Below are 19,175 nucleotides of genomic sequence, written 5' to 3'. Positions count from 1 at the left end.
TTATTTTTCTCCTCCTAAATCACTTAGCTCATACAAAGTTATTGTTGATGCTACAACAGAAGCTGTCTCAGTTCTCAATATTCTAGGCCCTAATGATACAACACTACAATTATCTTGTTGTACTTGCTCTATCTCTTCTTCAGAAAATCCACCTTCAGGACCTACAAAAATTCCAACACTATCTATATTAGAATCACACTTTTTAAGTGCATCTTTTATTGAAACTGTTCTTTCATTTTCATAAGGGCAAATATTTATATTATTTTTCTTCATATCTTCTAAAGCTTCTCTAAAACTTAAAATACCTCTTAGTTTTGGTATTTTACCTCTTTTACTTTGCTTTGCTGCTTCATAAATTATTCTTTCCCAACGTTCAAATTTTTTGTCTTCTTTTTTGTCATCAACTTTAGTAACACTTCTCTTAGTTTGAACTAATATTATTTCTTCTACACCTACTTCAGTTAACTTTTGAAGTATCATCTCCATTTTTGGGGCTTTGGGAAGCCCTTGATATAATCTTATTTTAAGTACTGATTCTCTATTTATATCAACTTTTTCTAAAATATTTAAATTAACCACACTTTTATCTATATTCGTTATCTCACAAATATACTCATTATTATTCTTGTCACATACCTCAAGCTTCTCGCCTAACTTACATCTTAAAACTTTTGAAATATGTTTTACATCTTCACCTTCTATAGTGCAAGTTTTATCTTGTAGATTTATATTATTTTTTTCAACAAAAAATCTGTCCATTATACTCCACCATACCCTCTATTTTTTAAGCTTAGAAACTATTGCTGACCATTCACCTAATTTTTGAACTTCAACTATTTCAAATCCATTTTCAATTAAACTTTCTTTAACTTCTTCTACTTTATCCAGAATTATACCTGAAGATATGAATATAGCATCTTCTTTCATAAAGTTTTGAACATCTTTTGCAAGTATTTTTATTATATCAGCTATTATATTTGCAACTATTACATCAGCTTTATCTTTTATTACATCTGTTAAATTACCATGCATTACAGATACATTTTCCTCTACCTTATTTTCAATAACATTTTCTTTTGCAACTTTTACTGCCACTTCATCTAAATCTACAGCTATAACTTCTTTTGCCCCTAATTTGGCTGCTGCTATTGCAAGTATTCCACTACCACAACCAATATCAAATACTTTAGAATCTTTATTCACATATTTTTCTAATTCTCTGATACACATACTAGTAGTCTCATGTGTCCCTGTACCAAATGCCATACCAGGGTCAAGCTCTATTATTAAGTCCCCTTCTTGCATAGTATAATCTTCCCATGTAGGTTTTACTACTACTCTTTGTCCTACTTTTGTTGGTTTGTAATATGCCTTCCATGCATTTGCCCAATCAGCTTCATTTACTTGGTCTAATGATACACTTCCTTCACCTATATCTATACCAAAATCTTTTAGACCTAAAACTTTTTGCTTTATTATTTCGACAAATTCCATCACATTTTTTTCTTCTGAAACGTAAGTTTTTATAAGTACATCATCTTCTTCATTCTTTTTAAATACTTCTTCTTCAACATAGTCCCAATCTAATTCATTTTTCTTCTGAAATAGAAAGTCTTTTGGGTCTTCTATTACAGCCCCACCAGCTCCTTGTTCATATAGTATATTTGTTATAGGTTCAACTGCTTCTGTTGTTGTTTTTATAGTTACTTCTATCCAATTATTCATAAGTTTACCTCTCTTCTTTATAGTAATCTTCCTGTTTTTCCATAACTTTTATTATATCATAAATATCATACTTTTTTGTTTTATAAATTTTTAATAGTAATATCTTAATGACATATACTTTTCATTTTTTACCAAGCTAAGTATATAAACAGTAATTTAGAAACCATATATTATTAAATTTTATTAAAAAAATAATAAATATCACTTTTAATCTCTTTTACAGATTACATAATAATCTACATTATATGTAAAAATAATAGTAATTAAACTATTAAACAAAAAAGTTTGGCTATTTTACACATTTAATAGAATAAAAAAATTTGATACTATATAATTAAAATTTAAATATTAAGGAGAACACAATGTCTGAAGTAATCTTAAAAAATATATCAAAACTTTACTCTAATGGATTTAATGCAGTAAAAAATATAAATATAGATATCAATGATAAAGAATTTATCGTTTTAGTAGGTCCATCTGGTTGTGGTAAATCAACCACACTTAGAATGATTGCTGGTCTTGAAGAAATCTCTGAAGGAGAATTATACATTGGAGATAAACTAGTCAATGATATAGAACCAAAAGATAGAGATATAGCTATGGTTTTTCAAAACTATGCTCTGTATCCACATTTATCAGTTTATGAAAATATGGCATTTGCACTTAAACTTAGAAAATTATCCAAAGATGAGATAGACAAAAAAGTTAAAGAAGCTGCTAAAATATTAGATTTAACGCCTCTTTTAAATAAAAAACCTAAAACATTATCTGGAGGACAGAGACAAAGGGTTGCATTAGGGCGTGCAATAGTTAGAAATCCTAAGGTATTCTTAATGGATGAACCCCTATCCAACTTAGATGCAAAACTTAGAACTGCCATGAGAACAGAGATAACTAAACTTCACCAACAGCTTGGAACTACATTTATCTATGTAACACATGACCAAGTTGAAGCTATGACTATGGCTGATAGAATTGTTGTAATGAAAGATGGAGTAGTTCAACAAATTGCAACTCCACAAGATGTATATGATTATCCAGCTAATATATTTGTTGCAGGATTTATTGGAGCACCACAGATGAATTTTATTGATGTAATATTAATAGAGGAGAACAATGAAATCTATGCACAAAATGAAAATATTAAACTTAAATTGAATAAGGAAAAACACTACAATTTAATAAAAGACAATTATATTAATAATGAAGTCGTTATAGGTATCAGACCAGAAGATATTCATGTAGAAGATGCTTTTATTAAATCCAACCCAGATACTTGTTTTAAATCAAAGATTGAAATAAAAGAACTTATGGGAGCAGAAACTTATGCTCACTTAAAATTAGGTGAAAATACGATAACAATTAGATTTGATAGTAAAAACAGAATTAATGTTGGTGATGACTTAACACTTTCAGTTGATAACAGTAGAATACACATATTTGACAAAGAAACTACTTTAGCTATAAGATAAGAATATAATCTTATTTTTAAGGAGACTTTATGGAAGATTTAAAAAGTTTTTTAGAAAGACAACTTAATAAAAAAATAAATATCTATCCGTATGAAAATCAAAGTTTAAGTTCTAATAGCAATTTAATTACTTTCAACAATACTATTTATGTTGTTGATTTTCTAGTTGAAAATAATCTCGACAATCTAAAAGGTAACTTTTATTTAATTTATCAGTCTCATATAGATTTTGAATATCTAAAAAATATTTTTTATAACTTATATGATAATATAAATATAATACAACACAATGGTTTTTTTATTATAAATTCTAAATACAACTTAGATATTAATATAACTACACAAAATATAATTGAAACTGAAACTTATCAAAGTACCTATATTTTTTATCTTGGTGAGTTAGATAATAAATCCGATTTTAATCTTAGATTACAATTATGTTCTGACTTACTACCTTATATTGTAAAAGATAACGCTGAAAATAAATTTTTAAATTTATTTGACCTCATTAGATATAAAACTTTTGATTTGATTAATAAAGATAATACACTCAATAAATTAATAGATTTTAATAAGATTAAATCTATTGATGAAGAACTTCTATATACCGGAATAAAGTTTATAAGTAATGATTTAAATATCTCTAAGACATCTACTAGTATGTTTTTACATAGAAACACACTGGTATATAGGTTGGAAAAAATCAATGAGATACTTGGATTTGATTTGAAAAATTTTGAAAATGCAATGATTTTTTATCTGAGTGTCAAATCTTATTTTCTATATAAAAAAATTTAAGTACTAAATTAAGCAGAACTCCAAAACATTAGTTCAAAGTTCTGCTTAATTTTAATTTATAATATTGTATACTTATTAAGTATTCTTTATTTAAAAGCTTGAAGTTTATAAATATCAATCACTCATGTTTTACAAACAATATTTTCAAGTGTGTAAAATACTAGACTTATTAAATCCATAAATCTACTATTTTACTGTTCTTAATTCTTTCTTTAAAACAAAATTCAATAAAAAACTTATTGTACCTAAAACCACCATAACATAACCTAATATTTGAAATTGAGCTGATGTTATACTTGCTTCAAATACCATTCCAAGTAAAACTGTTGCTAAAATAGAACCTAAATAACGACTAGTTTGAAATAGACCTGAAGCTGTCCCTATACTGTCAGAAGGGCTTTCTTTAAACATAGAGGATTGTAATGCCACATTCCCAACTCCATAGCTAATACCTGCCAATGATAAAATAATGCCCTTTCCTATTACTGGTATATGAACAAAAACTATTGAAAGAAGTACTGCACTAATCAACATAAAAATTGATGACATCATCAGAGGCAATCTAGTACCAGATTTGTCTATCCATCTCCCAGTTAATGGAGATATAAATATACCTATACCAGACATAAATAACATAAATAACCCAGTCGATTTTGCACTATAATGTAGTGCATCTTGAAAGTAACTAGGAAGACCAAAAAACAAAATATAATTAAAGAAATTTAATATAATAAACTGTAAATAGACCTTTGACAGCTTAGGATTATTTACAAATAACCTAATATCTATAAATGGTAATTTTGTTCTAAGCTCATGCCAAATAAAAATACACATCAATATTACACCAAATACAAGTTGTTCTAAATTAAGAGACTCCTTCATAGATAACAAGAATAGTAATAGAAAAATCATTGCAATTGAAAATATAAGTATACCAATAATATCTAATCTCGATAATACATTTTTTAAAGTCTCTTTTATACAGTTCTTCTCTTTTGTTTCTTTTGGAAATAGAAAATATCCTAGACATATAGAAACCATAACAATAGGTATGTTGACAAGAAATATAGCATGCCATCCACCTAAATCCAATAATAAACCTCCTAATGTTGGTCCTAACCCTGCTGTAGTTGAAGCAAAGATAGTTAAAACGGCTAATGCAGAAGATTGTCTTTCCTTTATATTATTTTGTATAAGAGCAACCCCAGATGGATATAGGGTACTTGTTCCAATAGCCTGAATTACTCTTATAAAAATCAATATAAAAAATGATTGAACAAATGGTACTATAGATGCTGACAAAATCACAAGTATCAAACCACTCAAAAACAAGACTTTCCTACCTATTAAATCTCCTATCTTCCCTGAAACTGGTTGTGCAATGGCACTAGCCAAATAAAACGCTGAAACAATCCACGATACAGTTGTAAAACTAATATGAAAATCATTTTGTATACTATGTAAAGCAAGTGAAATCATAGACGAATTAAGAGGATTAAGCATAGTTCCTGAACCTATTGCTATCAAAAAAAGTGTTCTTCTAGCATTTATCTTACTCATATATCATGCCTCCAGTAAGCAACTCCTTTACCTTATAAAAAAGCAGCTCCTATAATTCCTGCGTCTGAGCCTAAAGTTGCACATGTAATTGTAGCTATATCTTCTTTTTTGTACAATACAAATTTTCTTACTAAGTCCTCTATTCCATCGAGTATTATATCACTAGCTTTAGAAATACCTCCACCGATAGATATAATTTCTGGGTCTAAAGAATTTATTGTATTTGCAAAAGTTTTAGCTAAATACTCCTTAAATCGATTTATTACTTCAATTGCAACTTCATCATTTTCCCTATATGAATCAAACACCATCTTTGCATTTATATTTTCTAAATGTCCTTCTGCTAAATTTAAAATCATACTTTCTCGTCCTTCTTGTATCAACTTCTGAGAATACTTTATAATTGCAGTTGCAGAACAAAAAGTTTCTACACAACCATTATTTCCACAATTACAATCAAAATAGTTTTCTCCTATAATTTGATGACCTATTTCTGAGCCTAATCCATGTGCTCCAGAAAAAACTTTTTGATTAATTACTATTCCTCCACCTACACCAGTTCCTAAAGTATATAAAACACCAACATCAGCACCCTTCATGCTTCCAAATTTAGCTTCTCCAAGTGCTGCTACTGTTGCATCATTTTCTCCATGAATTTCAACCTCTGGAAAGATTCTTTTTAGTTCATTATTAAAATCTTTTCCATCCCATTTTAAATTTACACATGTTACTAAACCATCTTTATTTATAAATCCAGGTACTCCAAATCCAATAGATTTTATATTGCTAATAATAAGCTCATTCTCTTCTAGCAACTTATCAATCATTACTTTTATGTCATTAAGTATTCCTTCAAAACCTTTTTCAATAACAGTTTTACATTCTGACCTAAAAAGTATCTTTCCATTATTATCAACTACACCTGCTTGTATACCTGTTCCACCTATATCTACACCTATATAATACATCCTTTTCACCTTTCTCTTTTGAATCATTTAATTTTGCTCTATATTTTATTATATATATAGTATATTAAAATGTGACACTATGCAAATTTTTCATAACAACTTATACACAAAGTAAAAACATCTTCCCATAGTATATTTTTACTATGAGAAGATGCCTATTTTATTAATTATTTTAATTTGTTAAGCGTTCAAAACAAACTATATCTAAAACAAGTATTTTAAGTCTTTATATCTACTTATTTTTTATCTACAACATTATTTATAACTAAATATCAAACAAATCTTAAGTATGCCTTTTAGTAGATAGAATTTGACTTTCTACACAACATATGCATACTTCTTTACATATATCTAGCTAGATACATATTTCTTTACATACATATCTAGTACAATAAATAATAATACATACATATTTCTTTACACATATACATATTAAAATCAATTTACAACTAACTTTTCATAACTGAATCATAATCAGATAAATCTTTTGTAAAAATATTAATTTATACTATACAAAAGATTTAAAAATTAGATACCTTGTCTATAGAATATTACTATTTTACTATTAAAGGTTTAAGTCTAGGTAATTACAATAATTATCCCAGCTCGTGAGTTTTTCCAGTACTTAATATAGCACTAAAAGTATCTAATTTTATCTTACATATTATAATTGAGTTTTCTTCATCATTTGGCAGTGCCACATCCGTTCCCACTGGAATCACCCCTTTCTGTTGTTTGATTATATTATAGCATATTATATATTTGGGGACAAGTATTTTTCAGAAAATTATTTATATTCAGTTTTTATTTCCCCCCATAAAAATAGCCAATATAAAAATCATACTATCTCCATTGAAAATCTCTTAAATAGATAAGATTTCAGAAATACGATTATATATTGGCCATTTTAATTACTTTTTCTTAAACATATCTTCTATTTTCTGCCCGAATGTTTTTTTCTTTTCGTGGACGTTCGACCCACACTCCTTCGCAAATTCCTTTAACAGGTCTTTTTGCTTGTCATTTAATTTTTTAGGAATTTCAACTACAACTTTAACATACTGGTCTCCTCTTGAATTACCTCTAATTCTAGGGATTCCTTTTTCTTTAAGTCTAAATACAGTTCCAGTTTGTGTTCCTTCTGGCACGCTATATTTAACTTTTCCATCCAAAGTAGGTACTTCTATCTCATCACCTAAAGTTGCTTGAACAAATGTAATTGGCATTTCAAAGTAAATATCATTTCCATCCCTAGTAAATAGTGGATGTGACTTAACATTAACTACGATATATAAGTCTCCTCTTGGAGCACCTTTTTCTCCTACCTCACCTTGACCAGAAAGTTTTATCATTTGACCATCATCTATACCTGCAGGTATGTCTACTTCTATAGTCTTAACTTTTCTTGTATTTCCAGTTCCATGACATTTACTACATGGAGATTCAATAACTTCTCCAGTTCCATTACAAGCACTACAAGGTCTTGAACTTGCTATATTACCAAATGGAGTTCTTTGAACAGTTCTAACTTGACCAGTTCCATTACAAGTTGAACAAGTTTTCTTTGATGTACCTGGTTTTGCTCCAGTTCCACTACATTCTTCACACTCTTCACTTCTGTTTACTTTTATAGACATCTTTTTACCAAATGCAGCTTCTTCAAAAGATATAGTGACACTTTGTCTTATATCCGCACCACGTTGAGGACCTCTTCTTCTCTGTCTTCCACCTCCGAAGCCTCCTCCAAACATGTCTCCAAATATGTCTCCAAACATATCTTCAAAACCACCAAAGCCTTGACCGCCAAATCCTCCTTGACCGCCAAAACCGCCTTGACCATTTAGCCCATCATGCCCAAACTGGTCGTAAGTTTTTCTCTTTGTATCATCTGATAGTACTTCATAAGCTTCATTTATCTCTTTAAACTTTTCTTCTGCTTCTTTATCGCCAGGATTTCTATCTGGATGGTACTTCATTGCTAATTTTCTATAAGCTTTTTTTATCTCTTGAGCTTCTGCACCTTTACTGATGCCTAAGACTTCATAATAATCCCTTTTTGTACTCAAAAATTGACACCACCTTCATTTTACAAAACGATAGCTTGTAGAATAATAAACTACAAGCTATCATTAATTCTTATATTCTACTTTAAGTTATATAATCTATGATATATTATATTCTTTATGATGTATATTGTCCATATATCTTTAACATCTATATGATTTTCATAAATCATATATTATCCAGCTATCATTTAGTGTTACATATTATATATCTTATTTGTCTTCATCTACCTCTTTAAAGTCAGCATCTACTACATTGTCATCTTTAGGTCCATTGTCTTGAGCTTGTTGTTCTGCTCCTTGTGCTGCTTGTTGCTCTTGAGCTGCTTGTTGGTACATTTCTTGAGATACTTTTTGGAACTTAGTCATTACTTCATCTGTAGCTTTTTTAAGTTCTTCTGCTGTAGCATCTTGTTTGTCTTTTACAGATTTCAAGTTTTCTATAGCTTTTTCTATATCTTCTTTATCACTTGAACTTATTTTATCTCCAAGTTCATTTAAAGTCTTTTCAGTTTGATATATAGTAGATTCAGCTTGGTTAAATGCTTCTATTTTTTCTTTCTTTTGTTTGTCAGCTTCTGCATTCATTTCTGCTTCTTTTATCTTTTGCTCTATCTCTGATTCTGATAGATTAGTGTTTGATGTTATAGTTATTTTTTGTTCTTTTCCTGTACCTAAGTCTTTAGCTGAAACATTAACTATACCATTTGCATCTATATCAAATGTAACTTCTATTTGAGGTATTCCTCTTTGTGCTGGTGGTATATCTGTTAATTGGAATCTTCCTAAAGTTGTATTGTCATAAGCCATACTTCTTTCACCTTGAAGAACATGTATATCAACAGCTGTTTGATTATCAGCAGCAGTTGAGAATACTTGAGATTTCTTAGTTGGTATTGTAGTGTTTCTTTCTATTATCTTAGTCATTACATTACCCATAGTTTCTATACCAAGAGATAATGGAGTAACGTCTAGTAATAATAAATCTTTAACATCTCCTGCTAAAACTCCTGCTTGTATAGAAGCTCCTGCTGCAACACACTCATCTGGGTTTATACCTTTATGAGGGTCTTTTCCTATAAATTTCTTAACAGCTTCTTGTACTGCTGGTATTCTTGTAGAACCACCTACTAATAATACATCATCTATATCACCTGTAGAAAGTCCAGCATCTTGTAAAGCTCTCTTAGTTGGTTCCATAGTTTTTTCAACTAAACCTCTAGTTAATTCTTCAAATTTAGCTCTTGATAAGTCTATATTTAAGTGTTTTGGTCCTTCTGCTGTAGCAGTTATGAAAGGTAAGTTTATGTTTGAATTCATTGTTGATGATAATTCTTTCTTAGCCTTTTCTGCTGCTTCTTTTAATCTTTGAAGAGCCATATTATCATTTCTTAAGTCTACACCTTCAGCTTTTTTGAATTCATCCGCTAAATAGTCTATTACTATTTGGTCAAAATCATCTCCACCTAATCTATTGTTACCAGCTGTAGCTAAAACTTCGAAAGTTCCATCTCCTATTTCAAGTATAGATACGTCAAAAGTTCCTCCACCTAAGTCAAATACTAATATTTTCTTTTCTTGGTCTAATTTATCCATACCATAAGCAAGAGCAGCTGCTGTTGGTTCGTTTATTATTCTCTTAACATCAAGTCCTGCTATTCTACCAGCATCTTTAGTAGCTTGTCTTTGAGCATCTGTAAAGTAAGCTGGTACTGTTATAACTGCCTCTGTTACTGTTTGTCCTAAGTAACTTTCTGCATCTGATTTTAATTTTTGTAATATTATTGCTGATATTTCTTGTGGAGTATATGATTTTCCATCTATATTTACTTTGTAATCAGTTCCCATATGAGTTTTTATAGAAGTTATTGTTTTATCTGCATTTGTAACTGCTTGTCTTTTTGCAGGCTCTCCAACTATTCTTTCACCATCTTTTGTAAATGCTACTACTGATGGAGTAGTTCTCATACCTTCACTATTTGCTATTATTTGTGCTTCTCCACCTTCTAATACTGCAACACATGAATTTGTTGTTCCTAAATCTATTCCTATTATTTTTCCCATGACTAAAATCCTCCTCGAGTAATTATATAATTAAGTTTTACTTATTTGAATATTTTATATTAGGTTAAATAATCAACCTTTAATTTATACTTAGCAAGAAACTTTAACCATTGAAGGTCTTATAACTTTAGTTCCTAGCTTATATCCTTTTTGAAGTACCATTACTATTTGATTTGCTTCAACTCCATCTACACTTTCTTGCATAACTGCTAGGTGTAAATTAGGGTCAAATTCCTTAGATTCTGCTTCTATTTCTTCTACTCCAAATTTTACTAGAGTGTCCATTAACTGTTTATGTACAAGGCTTATACCCTTATACATAGTATCTTCCTTATCTTCACATGCATCTAAGGCTCTTTCCATACTATCTATAACTGGTATCAACTCAGTTATTATCTTTTCATTTGCAAACACACCTATCGTCTCTTTTTCTTGTTGAGTTCTTCTTCTGTAGTTTGCATATTCGGCTTGAAGTCTTTGATATTTATCATTTGATTCATCTAATTCGTCTTGCAATTTTTTTTCTGCTAATTTAGAATTTATATCTGTTACATTTTCATCATCAACTTCTTTTTCATCACTTGTTTCACTTGATTCCTTACATTCTTCATTAACAATTTCCTCTTCTAACTCTACTTGAGTTTCAGATTCTTGGTTAATAGAAGTATCATTTTCTTCTTTTACTTCCTGTTGCTCATTTTTTTTATCCAAGACTTTACACCTCTCAATTTAAAATTTCTTTACTTTCTATTAATTAATAAACTCATATAATTTATTATAGAGTAAATTCTAGCATAATCCATTCTTGTAGGGCCTATAAAACTTATTCGCCCAACCAAGTCTCTATCTACATTATAAGTTGCTGTAACTATACTACAATCCTGTGCCAATTCACAATCATTATCACTACCAATTATTATATTTAGATTGTCCTTTTGTATTCCCTTTGATTTAATTATGTCAGCTATTGTCTCTTTTTTCTCCAACATATTTAAAAATGACTTTGCTTTTAATACATCATTAAATTCTGGATAGCTAAATATGTTAGTAGCTCCATTTAATGATAGAGAAAAATCTTCTTCTTTCATATTTGAATTCAAAGCATTTAAAAGCTCATCTATAAGCCCAGAATACTCACTTATTTCGTATTTAATAAAAGCAATTAGATTATCATCCAAATCTGTTATACTTTTACCTAAGAGCTTCCTTGTAAGATTATCAGAAATCAAGTTTAACTTAGATTGATCTAAATATACATTAGTTGTAAGGTTAGCTTTTTTTAAATCTCCTTTATCTGTTACAACTATAAGTAAAATATTATTGTCATTCATAGCAACCAATTGTATGTGCTTTATAACACTTTGATTTATTAAACTCTTAGTAACTGCTACAGTTGTATAGTTTGTTAGTTGAGATAATAGCTTTGAAGTTTCATGAATCAATTCTTTTATATGATTTATATTATGATTCATACATTGTTCAATAAGAATTTTATCATTATCATCCAATTCGCTTTTACTCATAAGAGAGTTTACATATAACTTATAGCCTTTTTCAGACGGAACTCTACCCGCAGAAGTATGAGGCTGAATCAAGTACCCTAATTCTTCAAGGTCAGCCATTTCATTTCTTATGGTAGCAGCACTAACACCTAAATCATGTCTTTTAGATATTGTTCTAGAACCTATAGCTTCAGCTGTTTCTATATAATCTTTAACTATAGCTTTGAGGATATTTAATTTTCTTTCATTTAATTCCATCTTATTATGCCTCCTAGCTGTTAGCACTCACCAAGTTCGAGTGCTAAAAAGATTATATATATTATATACCATTATAAATTTATTTTGTCAACACCTTAAAAATTATTCCATAAATTCTATAAAGATACTATTAGATATTTCTCTTCCTTTTTGAGTTAGTTGTATTCCCTCAAAGCTCTGATTTATAAGCTTTCTATCTAATAGCATTTCTATTTGCTTATTATATTTTTCTCTAAAATCTAGCCCAAAAATTTTTTTAAAATCTTCAAATTCTATACCTTTATTCATTCTAAGCCCCATAAATATCTTCTCTTCTATCATATCTTTTTCAGAAAGAATCTCATTTTCTTGTATTGGTTTCTCTCTTTTTGTTAAACTCAAATGATAGTCATCTAAAGATTCTAAATTATTATATCTATTCTTATTAATATAACCAGAAGCTCCTGCTCCTAGACCTATGTAATGTTCACATTCCCAATATAAGATATTATGCTCACAATTATAACCATCTTTTGAGTAATTTGATATTTCGTATTGATTATACCCTTTTGATTTTAGATAGTTTATTGTATACTCATACATTTCTATATCCATATTTTCATCTATGAGCTCAAACTTATTATTCTCATACATATTATATAACTCTGTTCCTTCTTCTAATATAAGAGAATAGGCTGATATATGTGTTGGATTTAGGTCTGAAACTTTTTGAAGGGTTTCCTTCCAATCACATAGAGTTTGATTTGGAAGACTGTACATTAAATCTATATTAATATTTTTAAAGCCTACACTTAATGCATCTTTATAGTTTTTCTCAAATTCTTCATAAGTATGTATTCTTCCTATAAAGTTCAAATGTTGTTCTTGAACAGCTTGTAAACCAATACTAAGTCTATTTATACCAATATCTTTCATAGTTTTTAATTTTTCTAGTGTCAGTGTACCAGGATTACACTCTATAGTTATTTCTGCATTCTTATCTATATTAAACATCGCTCTTACACTTGTAAATATTTCTCTTATTTCATCAGATGTCAATATACTAGGTGTACCTCCTCCTACAAATATACTCGTTATTGTATCGTCACTATTTAGATGGTAATCTTCTTTCTTCTTGTATTTGTTATCCTTATATAATTTATTACTGTACAATTCCATTTCAATTTTTAAATCTTCTATATATCTTTTTTTTGCATCTATGTCCATTTTGTAAGAGTTAAAATCACAATACTTACATTTTTTTACACAAAATGGAATATGTATATAAAGTCCCAACATTTTTTATTCCTCGTTTCTTTAATTATCTTAAAACATCAATTACTAAATTATAAATCAAACAAGATAGCACATCAAGTAACATATAAAATACTTATATTATGTAATATTATAAAAAATTTGGATAAAAGTTAATTTTTACTCTTATCCAAATTCATCTAACTTAAATTAAGTACTTATCTTTTCTTCATATAATAATAAACTGGCAAACCTAATAGTGTTATAAATATTCCACCTAAAGATATTACTGTTGAAGTCAACAATTGATTTATTATTACAAACATACCTCCCAGTATAGCTATGATTGGTATTATTGGATATAAAGGAACTCTATATGGTCTGTGTAAATCAGGTTTTTCTCTTCTAAGCCTCATAACTCCTATAAAAGTCAGTACATAAAATACCCATATTGAAAATATAGTTAAATCTGTAAGAAGATTAAATTGGCCAGATAAGGCATATACACAGGCTAATACAGTTATAAGTAATATTGAATTTACAGGAGAACCTCCAGAATTTACTTTTAAAAGAGCTTTAGATGCTGGTAAAGTTCCCATTTCAGCTAATGTATATGGTATTCTTGAACCTGTCAATAAGTACCCATTCAATGTACCAAATACTGATATTAATATACCAACAGTTATTACTTTTCCACCCAAGTTTCCAAATAATCTTGTTGCTACTAATGTAGCTGGGGAAGTAACTGTTGCTAATTCACTTGCTGGCACTACCCAAAGGTAAGCTATATTTATTATAATATAAACTGCCATAACTAACGATAATCCACCAACTATTGCTCTTGGCAAATCTTTCTCTGGAGACTTCATTTCTCCTGATATAGCCCCAACATTTATCCATCCATCATATGCAAATAAAGTTGCTATTAGGACTTGTCCAAGTGCGTTTGATACACTAACACCATCACCTACAAATGGACTTAACACTTCACTACTTTGACCTTTAATAAACCCAAAAATTATTATTAAAATTAAAGGTATCATTTTTCCAACAGTTGCTACTGTCTGAACTTTCCCTCCTAAGGATGAGCCTATTATATTTAGTACTGCTAAAAATAGTATAACTCCAATTGCTATAGGAAGTACATTAGCCATATTATTTGGACTCATGCCCAAAAGTTCAGATGCTTGTTGAGCAAAGATTACTCCTAGCGCCGCTGATGTTCCTGGGAAAAATAATACAGTTTGCATCCATCCAGTTAAAAAACCTAACTTTTCTCCATATATCTCTTCAATATAAATCATCATACCACCAGTTTTTGGTATAGCAGCTGAGATTTCTGTAGCTGTAAGACCTGCAGTTATTGTTATAAAGCCACCTAAAAGCCATGCTATAATACCTAGACCTGGAGCTCCATTAGTTGTAGTGTATATTGCTTGTGGCTTAAAAAAAACTCCCGAACCTATAACCATACCTACAACAGTAGAAAGAGCTGCTGAAAGACCAATAGTCTTTTGTAGTTGAGTACGCATACTGTCCCTCCTCACTGTTTTATAGTGCATAAAATATTAATTTTATAAATTATGGTTTTAGTATTCCCAAAGTTTTTTTTTATATTAATCTGCTAATTTTAGATTAAGTTTCTATACATTTAAAAAAGATACAATCTCAATGTTTAAAACAATCTCTAAAAATCATTTATTTTTCTAAAAAAGTACTCTATTTTCAGCTTTTTAAATTAATTAAACTAAAATTTTTATACTCTATTCTAAAATGTATATATATTTAATACTTCTTCTTTCAGTATTTCTTTTTCATTTAGTTCTGGATTATTTATAACTATTTCAAGCATCTTATTTAATATATGTCCCATATCTTTACCTGGTTTTACACCTATAGATATCAAATCTCTTCCATTAATAGCTAAATCCTTAATATTGAAGCATTCATTTTGATTTATTATATGTCTAAATTCTTTTTCACACTCAATAAGGTTTAATATCTTTCTTTTTGCATATTTTGGATTTTTAGCAAGTGTATCTGCCCAATTAACCTTTATTAAATCTTCAAATAGTTCAACATCTTCAAGTTTATTTAATAACTTTTTAATTATTTTCCGTTTTGGCTCTATTCTATAATCATGATATTGTATTAATAACAAAACTTTATTAATAGTATAATTATCGTACTTGAGTCTCTTTAAAATCCTCTTTGCAATCTTCACAGACTCTCTACTATGATTATAAAAATGGTCAATTCCATTTTTATCAGTCGTTTTAGTTACTTTTTTTCCTAAATCATGAAACAACATTGTAAGTTTTAAATATAATTCATCCTCAATTACTTCTGTGGCCATTAAAGTATGTTTTTGTACATCATAAATATGATATGGATTATGTTGTGTAACCTCTTCTAGTTCACATATTTCAGGGATTATAAATTTCAACAAACCTGTTGAATTTAATAATTCTAATTTAGATGAATCAGATACTAGTATTTTGTTTAATTCTGTTTGGATTCTTTCTATAGAAACATTTTTAATCAAGTCTGCTTTTTTGTAGATACTTTGCTTAGTCCCTTCAGCTATTTTAAAACTTAGTTGTGCTGAAAACCTAACTGCCCTAAGCATTCTAAGTGCATCTTCTTCAAATCTATCTACTGGATTTCCAACACAACGTATATACTTATTTCGTATATCTTCATACCCATTAAATGGGTCAACCAATCCATTCTTTGCATTGTATGCAATTGCATTGATAGTAAAATCTCTTCTCGATAGGTCCTTAATTATGTTATTTGTAAATTCTATTGAATCTGGATGTCTACCATCACTATAATTTCCATCTATTCTGTAAGTTGTCACTTCAAATGGTTCATGCTCAATCATAACTGTTACAGTGCCATGTTGTATACCAGTTGGAATTGTTTTTTTAAATAGCTCTACTACTTCTTCTGGTCTAGCACTAGTTGTTATGTCCCAGTCATTTGGAATCCTTTCTAACAAACAATCTCTGACACATCCTCCAACTACATATGCTTCATGACCATGTTTTTCTAATTCTTTAATTATACACTCTACTTTTTTAGGAATTTCTATATTAATCATAAATATCACCTTTTTATTTTTCTTTAATATACTCTTGTTTATATTTTCTATGAGTTTACTTAAAATATACCACAAAAAAGCTAGATTAATTTAGAAATAATTCTAAAATCACTCTAGCTTATAAATATCCTTATCTAAATTTATAAAAATTTACTCATCTAATTTAAGTACAGACATAAATGCTTTTTGAGGAACTTCAACAGAACCAATTTGTCTCATACGCTTCTTACCTTCTTTTTGTTTTTCAAGAAGTTTCTTCTTACGAGATATATCCCCACCATAACATTTAGCAAGTACATCTTTTCTTAACGCACTTATTGTCTCTCTTGCTATAACCTTATTACCAACAGCGGCTTGTATAGGTATAGCAAATTGATGTCTTGGAATTTCACCTTTTAGTTTCTCACACATTGCCTTTCCTCTAGGGAATGCTCGAGTTTCATGAACAATAAAACTAAGTGCGTCAACTTGCTCTTTATTAATTAATACGTCAAGTTTTACAAGTGTAGATGCCACATAACCTTTAACTTCATAATCAAGAGAACCATAACCTCTAGTTCTTGATTTCAAAGCATCAAAGAAATCGTAAACAACCTCATTAAGAGGAAGGTCATAGTGAAGCATTACTCTTCTCTCATCTATATATTCCATATTTAACATGTTTCCACGTCTCTCTTGACAAAGTTCCATAACTACACCTACATAGTCTTTAGGAACTATTATATCTCCTTTTACTATAGGTTCTTCTATCATCTTTATCTCAGATGGCTCTGGCAGGTTTGCAGGATTTTGTATCATTACAACTTCTCCATCAATTTTTGTAACTCTGTATATAACTGATGGTGCTGTCGTAATTATATCAAGATTAAATTCTCTCTCAAGTCTTTCTTGCATTATCTCCATATGTAAAAGACCTAAGAAACCACATCTAAAACCAAATCCTAATGCTGCTGAAGTCTCAGCTTCATACTCAAGTGCAGCATCATTTACTTGAAGCTTTTCAAGAGCATCTCTTACATTTTCATATTTTTCTCCTTCTCCTGGATATATACCACAGTATACCATTGGAGTAGCTTTTTTATATCCTGGTAAAGGTTCATCTGTAGGATTATTTGAATCTGTTATTGTATCTCCCACACGACAACTTCTTATATCTTTTATACTGGCTGCAATATAACCAACATCACCTGCTGATAATTCACTAAGCTCAGTTTGACCTGGAGCCATAACACCAACTTCAGTTACTTCAAACTTTTTATTAGTGTTCATCATTTTTATTGTCATGCCTTTTTTTGCAGTTCCTTCAAATACCCTAACATAAGCTACAACACCTTTATAAGCATCATAGTAAGAATCGAATATCAATGCCTTTAATGGTGCTTCATTATCTCCTTTAGGTGGCGGAACATTTTTTACAATATCTTCTAAGACATCTTCTATGTTTAAACCAGTCTTAGCAGAAATAAGAGGTGCTTCACTTGAGTCAAGTCCTATTAAATCTTCTATTTCATGTTTTACTTCCTCTGGTCTTGCACTTGGTAAATCTATTTTATTTATTATTGGTAATATTTCTAAATCTTGGTCTATAGCAAGATAGACATTAGCTAAGGTTTGTGCCTCAACACCTTGAGCTGCATCAACTACCAGTAATGCCCCTTCGCATGCAGCCAAACTTCTTGATACCTCATAGTTAAAGTCTACATGTCCAGGAGTATCTATAAGATTTAAATAATATTCATTTCCATCCTTCGCTTTATACATTAATCTTATGTTTTGAAGCTTTATAGTAATTCCTCTTTCTCTTTCAAGGTCCATATTGTCAAGCAATTGACTTTTCATGTCCCTTTCACTAACAAGCCCCGTTTGTTGTATTAATCTATCAGCTAAGGTAGACTTTCCATGGTCTATATGTGCAATTATACTAAAATTTCTAGTTCTACTTTGTTTATTGTCCACCTTAAAATTCCCTCCTCTTAATTATTCTTATAGTTATTATTTTACATTATATAAAAACTCTTTATATCTGAACCTCACATGACTAAAGTCACATGGTTCCTGTTTCATAGAATTTTGCATACTAAAATATGTCTTACAAACTCTCCACAGGCTATCCCCGTAGTTCCTACGGTTCTTACATAAGTTATCTATTTTAAACTCTTATTAGTCTTAATCCTTCTTTTAGTATATTTATACTTGCATTTATATCTCTATCATGAGTTTCATTACAACAAGGACAAATCCATTCTCTTATACTTAAATTCTTCACTTCCTTGTTTTTGTACCCACATTTATTGCATATTTGTGAACTTGCAAAGAATTTACCTACCTTTACAACTTGTCTACCATACCAATTAGCCTTGTATTCTAATTGACGAACAAATTCTGACCATGACACATCAGAAATTAAGCGAGATAGTTTGCGATTTC

At 29.5% G+C, this 19,175-nt stretch carries 15 protein-coding genes; 2 read left to right on the top strand and 13 right to left on the bottom strand.

Annotated elements, in window-relative coordinates; translation table 11 throughout:
• Nucleotides 1-759 (bottom strand): RsmE family RNA methyltransferase, encoded by a 759-nt coding sequence (locus Q3223_RS02085; RefSeq protein ID WP_243192686.1) that lies wholly within the window; start codon nt 757-759, stop codon nt 1-3.
• A gap of 18 nt (nt 760-777) precedes the next feature.
• Nucleotides 778-1,725 (bottom strand): 50S ribosomal protein L11 methyltransferase, encoded by a 948-nt coding sequence (gene prmA / locus Q3223_RS02080; protein WP_054271057.1) that lies wholly within the window; start codon nt 1,723-1,725, stop codon nt 778-780.
• A 362-nt stretch (nt 1,726-2,087) separates the two neighbouring features.
• Here prmA and Q3223_RS02075 point away from each other — a divergent pair, with 362 nt between their 5' ends.
• Together Q3223_RS02075 and Q3223_RS02070 are read left to right on the top strand one after the other, a co-directional pair.
• Nucleotides 2,088-3,197: an ABC transporter ATP-binding protein gene (locus Q3223_RS02075; RefSeq protein ID WP_054271058.1), complete on the top strand. Its 1,110-nt coding sequence runs from the start codon at nt 2,088-2,090 to the stop codon at nt 3,195-3,197.
• Nucleotides 3,198-3,226: 29 nt separating this feature from the next.
• Nucleotides 3,227-3,994: a helix-turn-helix domain-containing protein gene (locus Q3223_RS02070; RefSeq protein ID WP_219673005.1), complete on the top strand. Its 768-nt coding sequence runs from the start codon at nt 3,227-3,229 to the stop codon at nt 3,992-3,994.
• 186 nt (nt 3,995-4,180) lie between these two features.
• Here the strand turns inward: Q3223_RS02070 and Q3223_RS02065 are convergent, their stop codons facing one another.
• From Q3223_RS02065 to Q3223_RS02015, 11 genes are all read right to left on the bottom strand, one after another.
• Nucleotides 4,181-5,554: an MFS transporter gene (locus Q3223_RS02065; protein ID WP_167640887.1), complete on the bottom strand. Its 1,374-nt coding sequence runs from the start codon at nt 5,552-5,554 to the stop codon at nt 4,181-4,183.
• Nucleotides 5,555-5,586: 32 nt separating this feature from the next.
• Complete coding sequence (locus Q3223_RS02060) at nt 5,587-6,522, bottom strand: ROK family protein (protein ID WP_407811531.1); 936 nt, start codon at nt 6,520-6,522, stop codon at nt 5,587-5,589.
• 911 nt (nt 6,523-7,433) lie between these two features.
• Nucleotides 7,434-8,588: a molecular chaperone DnaJ gene (gene dnaJ, locus Q3223_RS02055; protein ID WP_054271063.1), complete on the bottom strand. Its 1,155-nt coding sequence runs from the start codon at nt 8,586-8,588 to the stop codon at nt 7,434-7,436.
• Between the two features lie 210 nt (nt 8,589-8,798).
• On the bottom strand, nt 8,799-10,649 hold the full coding sequence (gene dnaK / locus Q3223_RS02050; RefSeq protein WP_054277191.1) for a molecular chaperone DnaK: 1,851 nt from the start codon (nt 10,647-10,649) through the stop codon (nt 8,799-8,801).
• Between the two features lie 90 nt (nt 10,650-10,739).
• Entirely contained in the window at nt 10,740-11,360 is a 621-nt protein-coding gene (grpE, locus tag Q3223_RS02045) for a nucleotide exchange factor GrpE (RefSeq protein WP_054277192.1), read from the bottom strand.
• Nucleotides 11,361-11,389: 29 nt separating this feature from the next.
• Complete coding sequence (hrcA, locus tag Q3223_RS02040) at nt 11,390-12,409, bottom strand: heat-inducible transcriptional repressor HrcA (protein WP_004454754.1); 1,020 nt, start codon at nt 12,407-12,409, stop codon at nt 11,390-11,392.
• Between the two features lie 102 nt (nt 12,410-12,511).
• The gene (gene hemW, locus Q3223_RS02035; RefSeq protein ID WP_407811530.1) at nt 12,512-13,687 is read right to left on the bottom strand and encodes a radical SAM family heme chaperone HemW; all 1,176 of its coding nucleotides are present in this window, start codon (nt 13,685-13,687) and stop codon (nt 12,512-12,514) included.
• 173 nt (nt 13,688-13,860) lie between these two features.
• Nucleotides 13,861-15,174 carry an APC family permease gene (locus Q3223_RS02030; RefSeq protein ID WP_054271067.1) on the bottom strand — a complete coding sequence of 438 codons (1,314 nt, stop codon included), beginning with the start codon at nt 15,172-15,174 and terminating at the stop codon, nt 13,861-13,863.
• Nucleotides 15,175-15,410: 236 nt separating this feature from the next.
• A complete protein-coding gene (locus tag Q3223_RS02025; protein WP_407811529.1) occupies nt 15,411-16,748 on the bottom strand; it encodes a CCA tRNA nucleotidyltransferase in 1,338 nt (445 codons plus the stop codon).
• Nucleotides 16,749-16,898: 150 nt separating this feature from the next.
• The gene (lepA, locus tag Q3223_RS02020) at nt 16,899-18,704 is read right to left on the bottom strand and encodes a translation elongation factor 4 (protein WP_054271068.1); all 1,806 of its coding nucleotides are present in this window, start codon (nt 18,702-18,704) and stop codon (nt 16,899-16,901) included.
• A 193-nt stretch (nt 18,705-18,897) separates the two neighbouring features.
• Nucleotides 18,898-19,175, bottom strand: a 278-nt coding sequence (locus tag Q3223_RS02015) for an RNA-guided endonuclease TnpB family protein (protein WP_407811528.1), incomplete at its 5' end; no start/stop codon positions are given.

The organism is Clostridioides sp. GD02367 (genome assembly GCF_045900275.1).
GTDB lineage: Bacteria > Bacillota > Clostridia > Peptostreptococcales > Peptostreptococcaceae > Clostridioides > Clostridioides difficile_A.
This window is presented reverse-complemented; position numbering and strand designations above follow the sequence as displayed.

Coding starts and splice junctions, on each gene's coding strand:
- Q3223_RS02085 (WP_243192686.1), bottom strand. CDS start 759: ATGGACAGATTTTTTGTTGAAAAAAATAATATAAATCTACAAGATAAA.
- prmA (WP_054271057.1), bottom strand. CDS start 1,725: ATGAATAATTGGATAGAAGTAACTATAAAAACAACAACAGAAGCAGTT.
- Q3223_RS02075 (WP_054271058.1), top strand. CDS start 2,088: ATGTCTGAAGTAATCTTAAAAAATATATCAAAACTTTACTCTAATGGA.
- Q3223_RS02070 (WP_219673005.1), top strand. CDS start 3,227: ATGGAAGATTTAAAAAGTTTTTTAGAAAGACAACTTAATAAAAAAATA.
- Q3223_RS02065 (WP_167640887.1), bottom strand. CDS start 5,554: ATGAGTAAGATAAATGCTAGAAGAACACTTTTTTTGATAGCAATAGGT.
- Q3223_RS02060 (WP_407811531.1), bottom strand. CDS start 6,522: ATGTATTATATAGGTGTAGATATAGGTGGAACAGGTATACAAGCAGGT.
- dnaK (WP_054277191.1), bottom strand. CDS start 10,649: ATGGGAAAAATAATAGGAATAGATTTAGGAACAACAAATTCATGTGTT.
- hrcA (WP_004454754.1), bottom strand. CDS start 12,409: ATGGAATTAAATGAAAGAAAATTAAATATCCTCAAAGCTATAGTTAAA.
- hemW (WP_407811530.1), bottom strand. CDS start 13,687: ATGTTGGGACTTTATATACATATTCCATTTTGTGTAAAAAAATGTAAG.
- Q3223_RS02030 (WP_054271067.1), bottom strand. CDS start 15,174: ATGCGTACTCAACTACAAAAGACTATTGGTCTTTCAGCAGCTCTTTCT.
- Q3223_RS02025 (WP_407811529.1), bottom strand. CDS start 16,748: ATGATTAATATAGAAATTCCTAAAAAAGTAGAGTGTATAATTAAAGAA.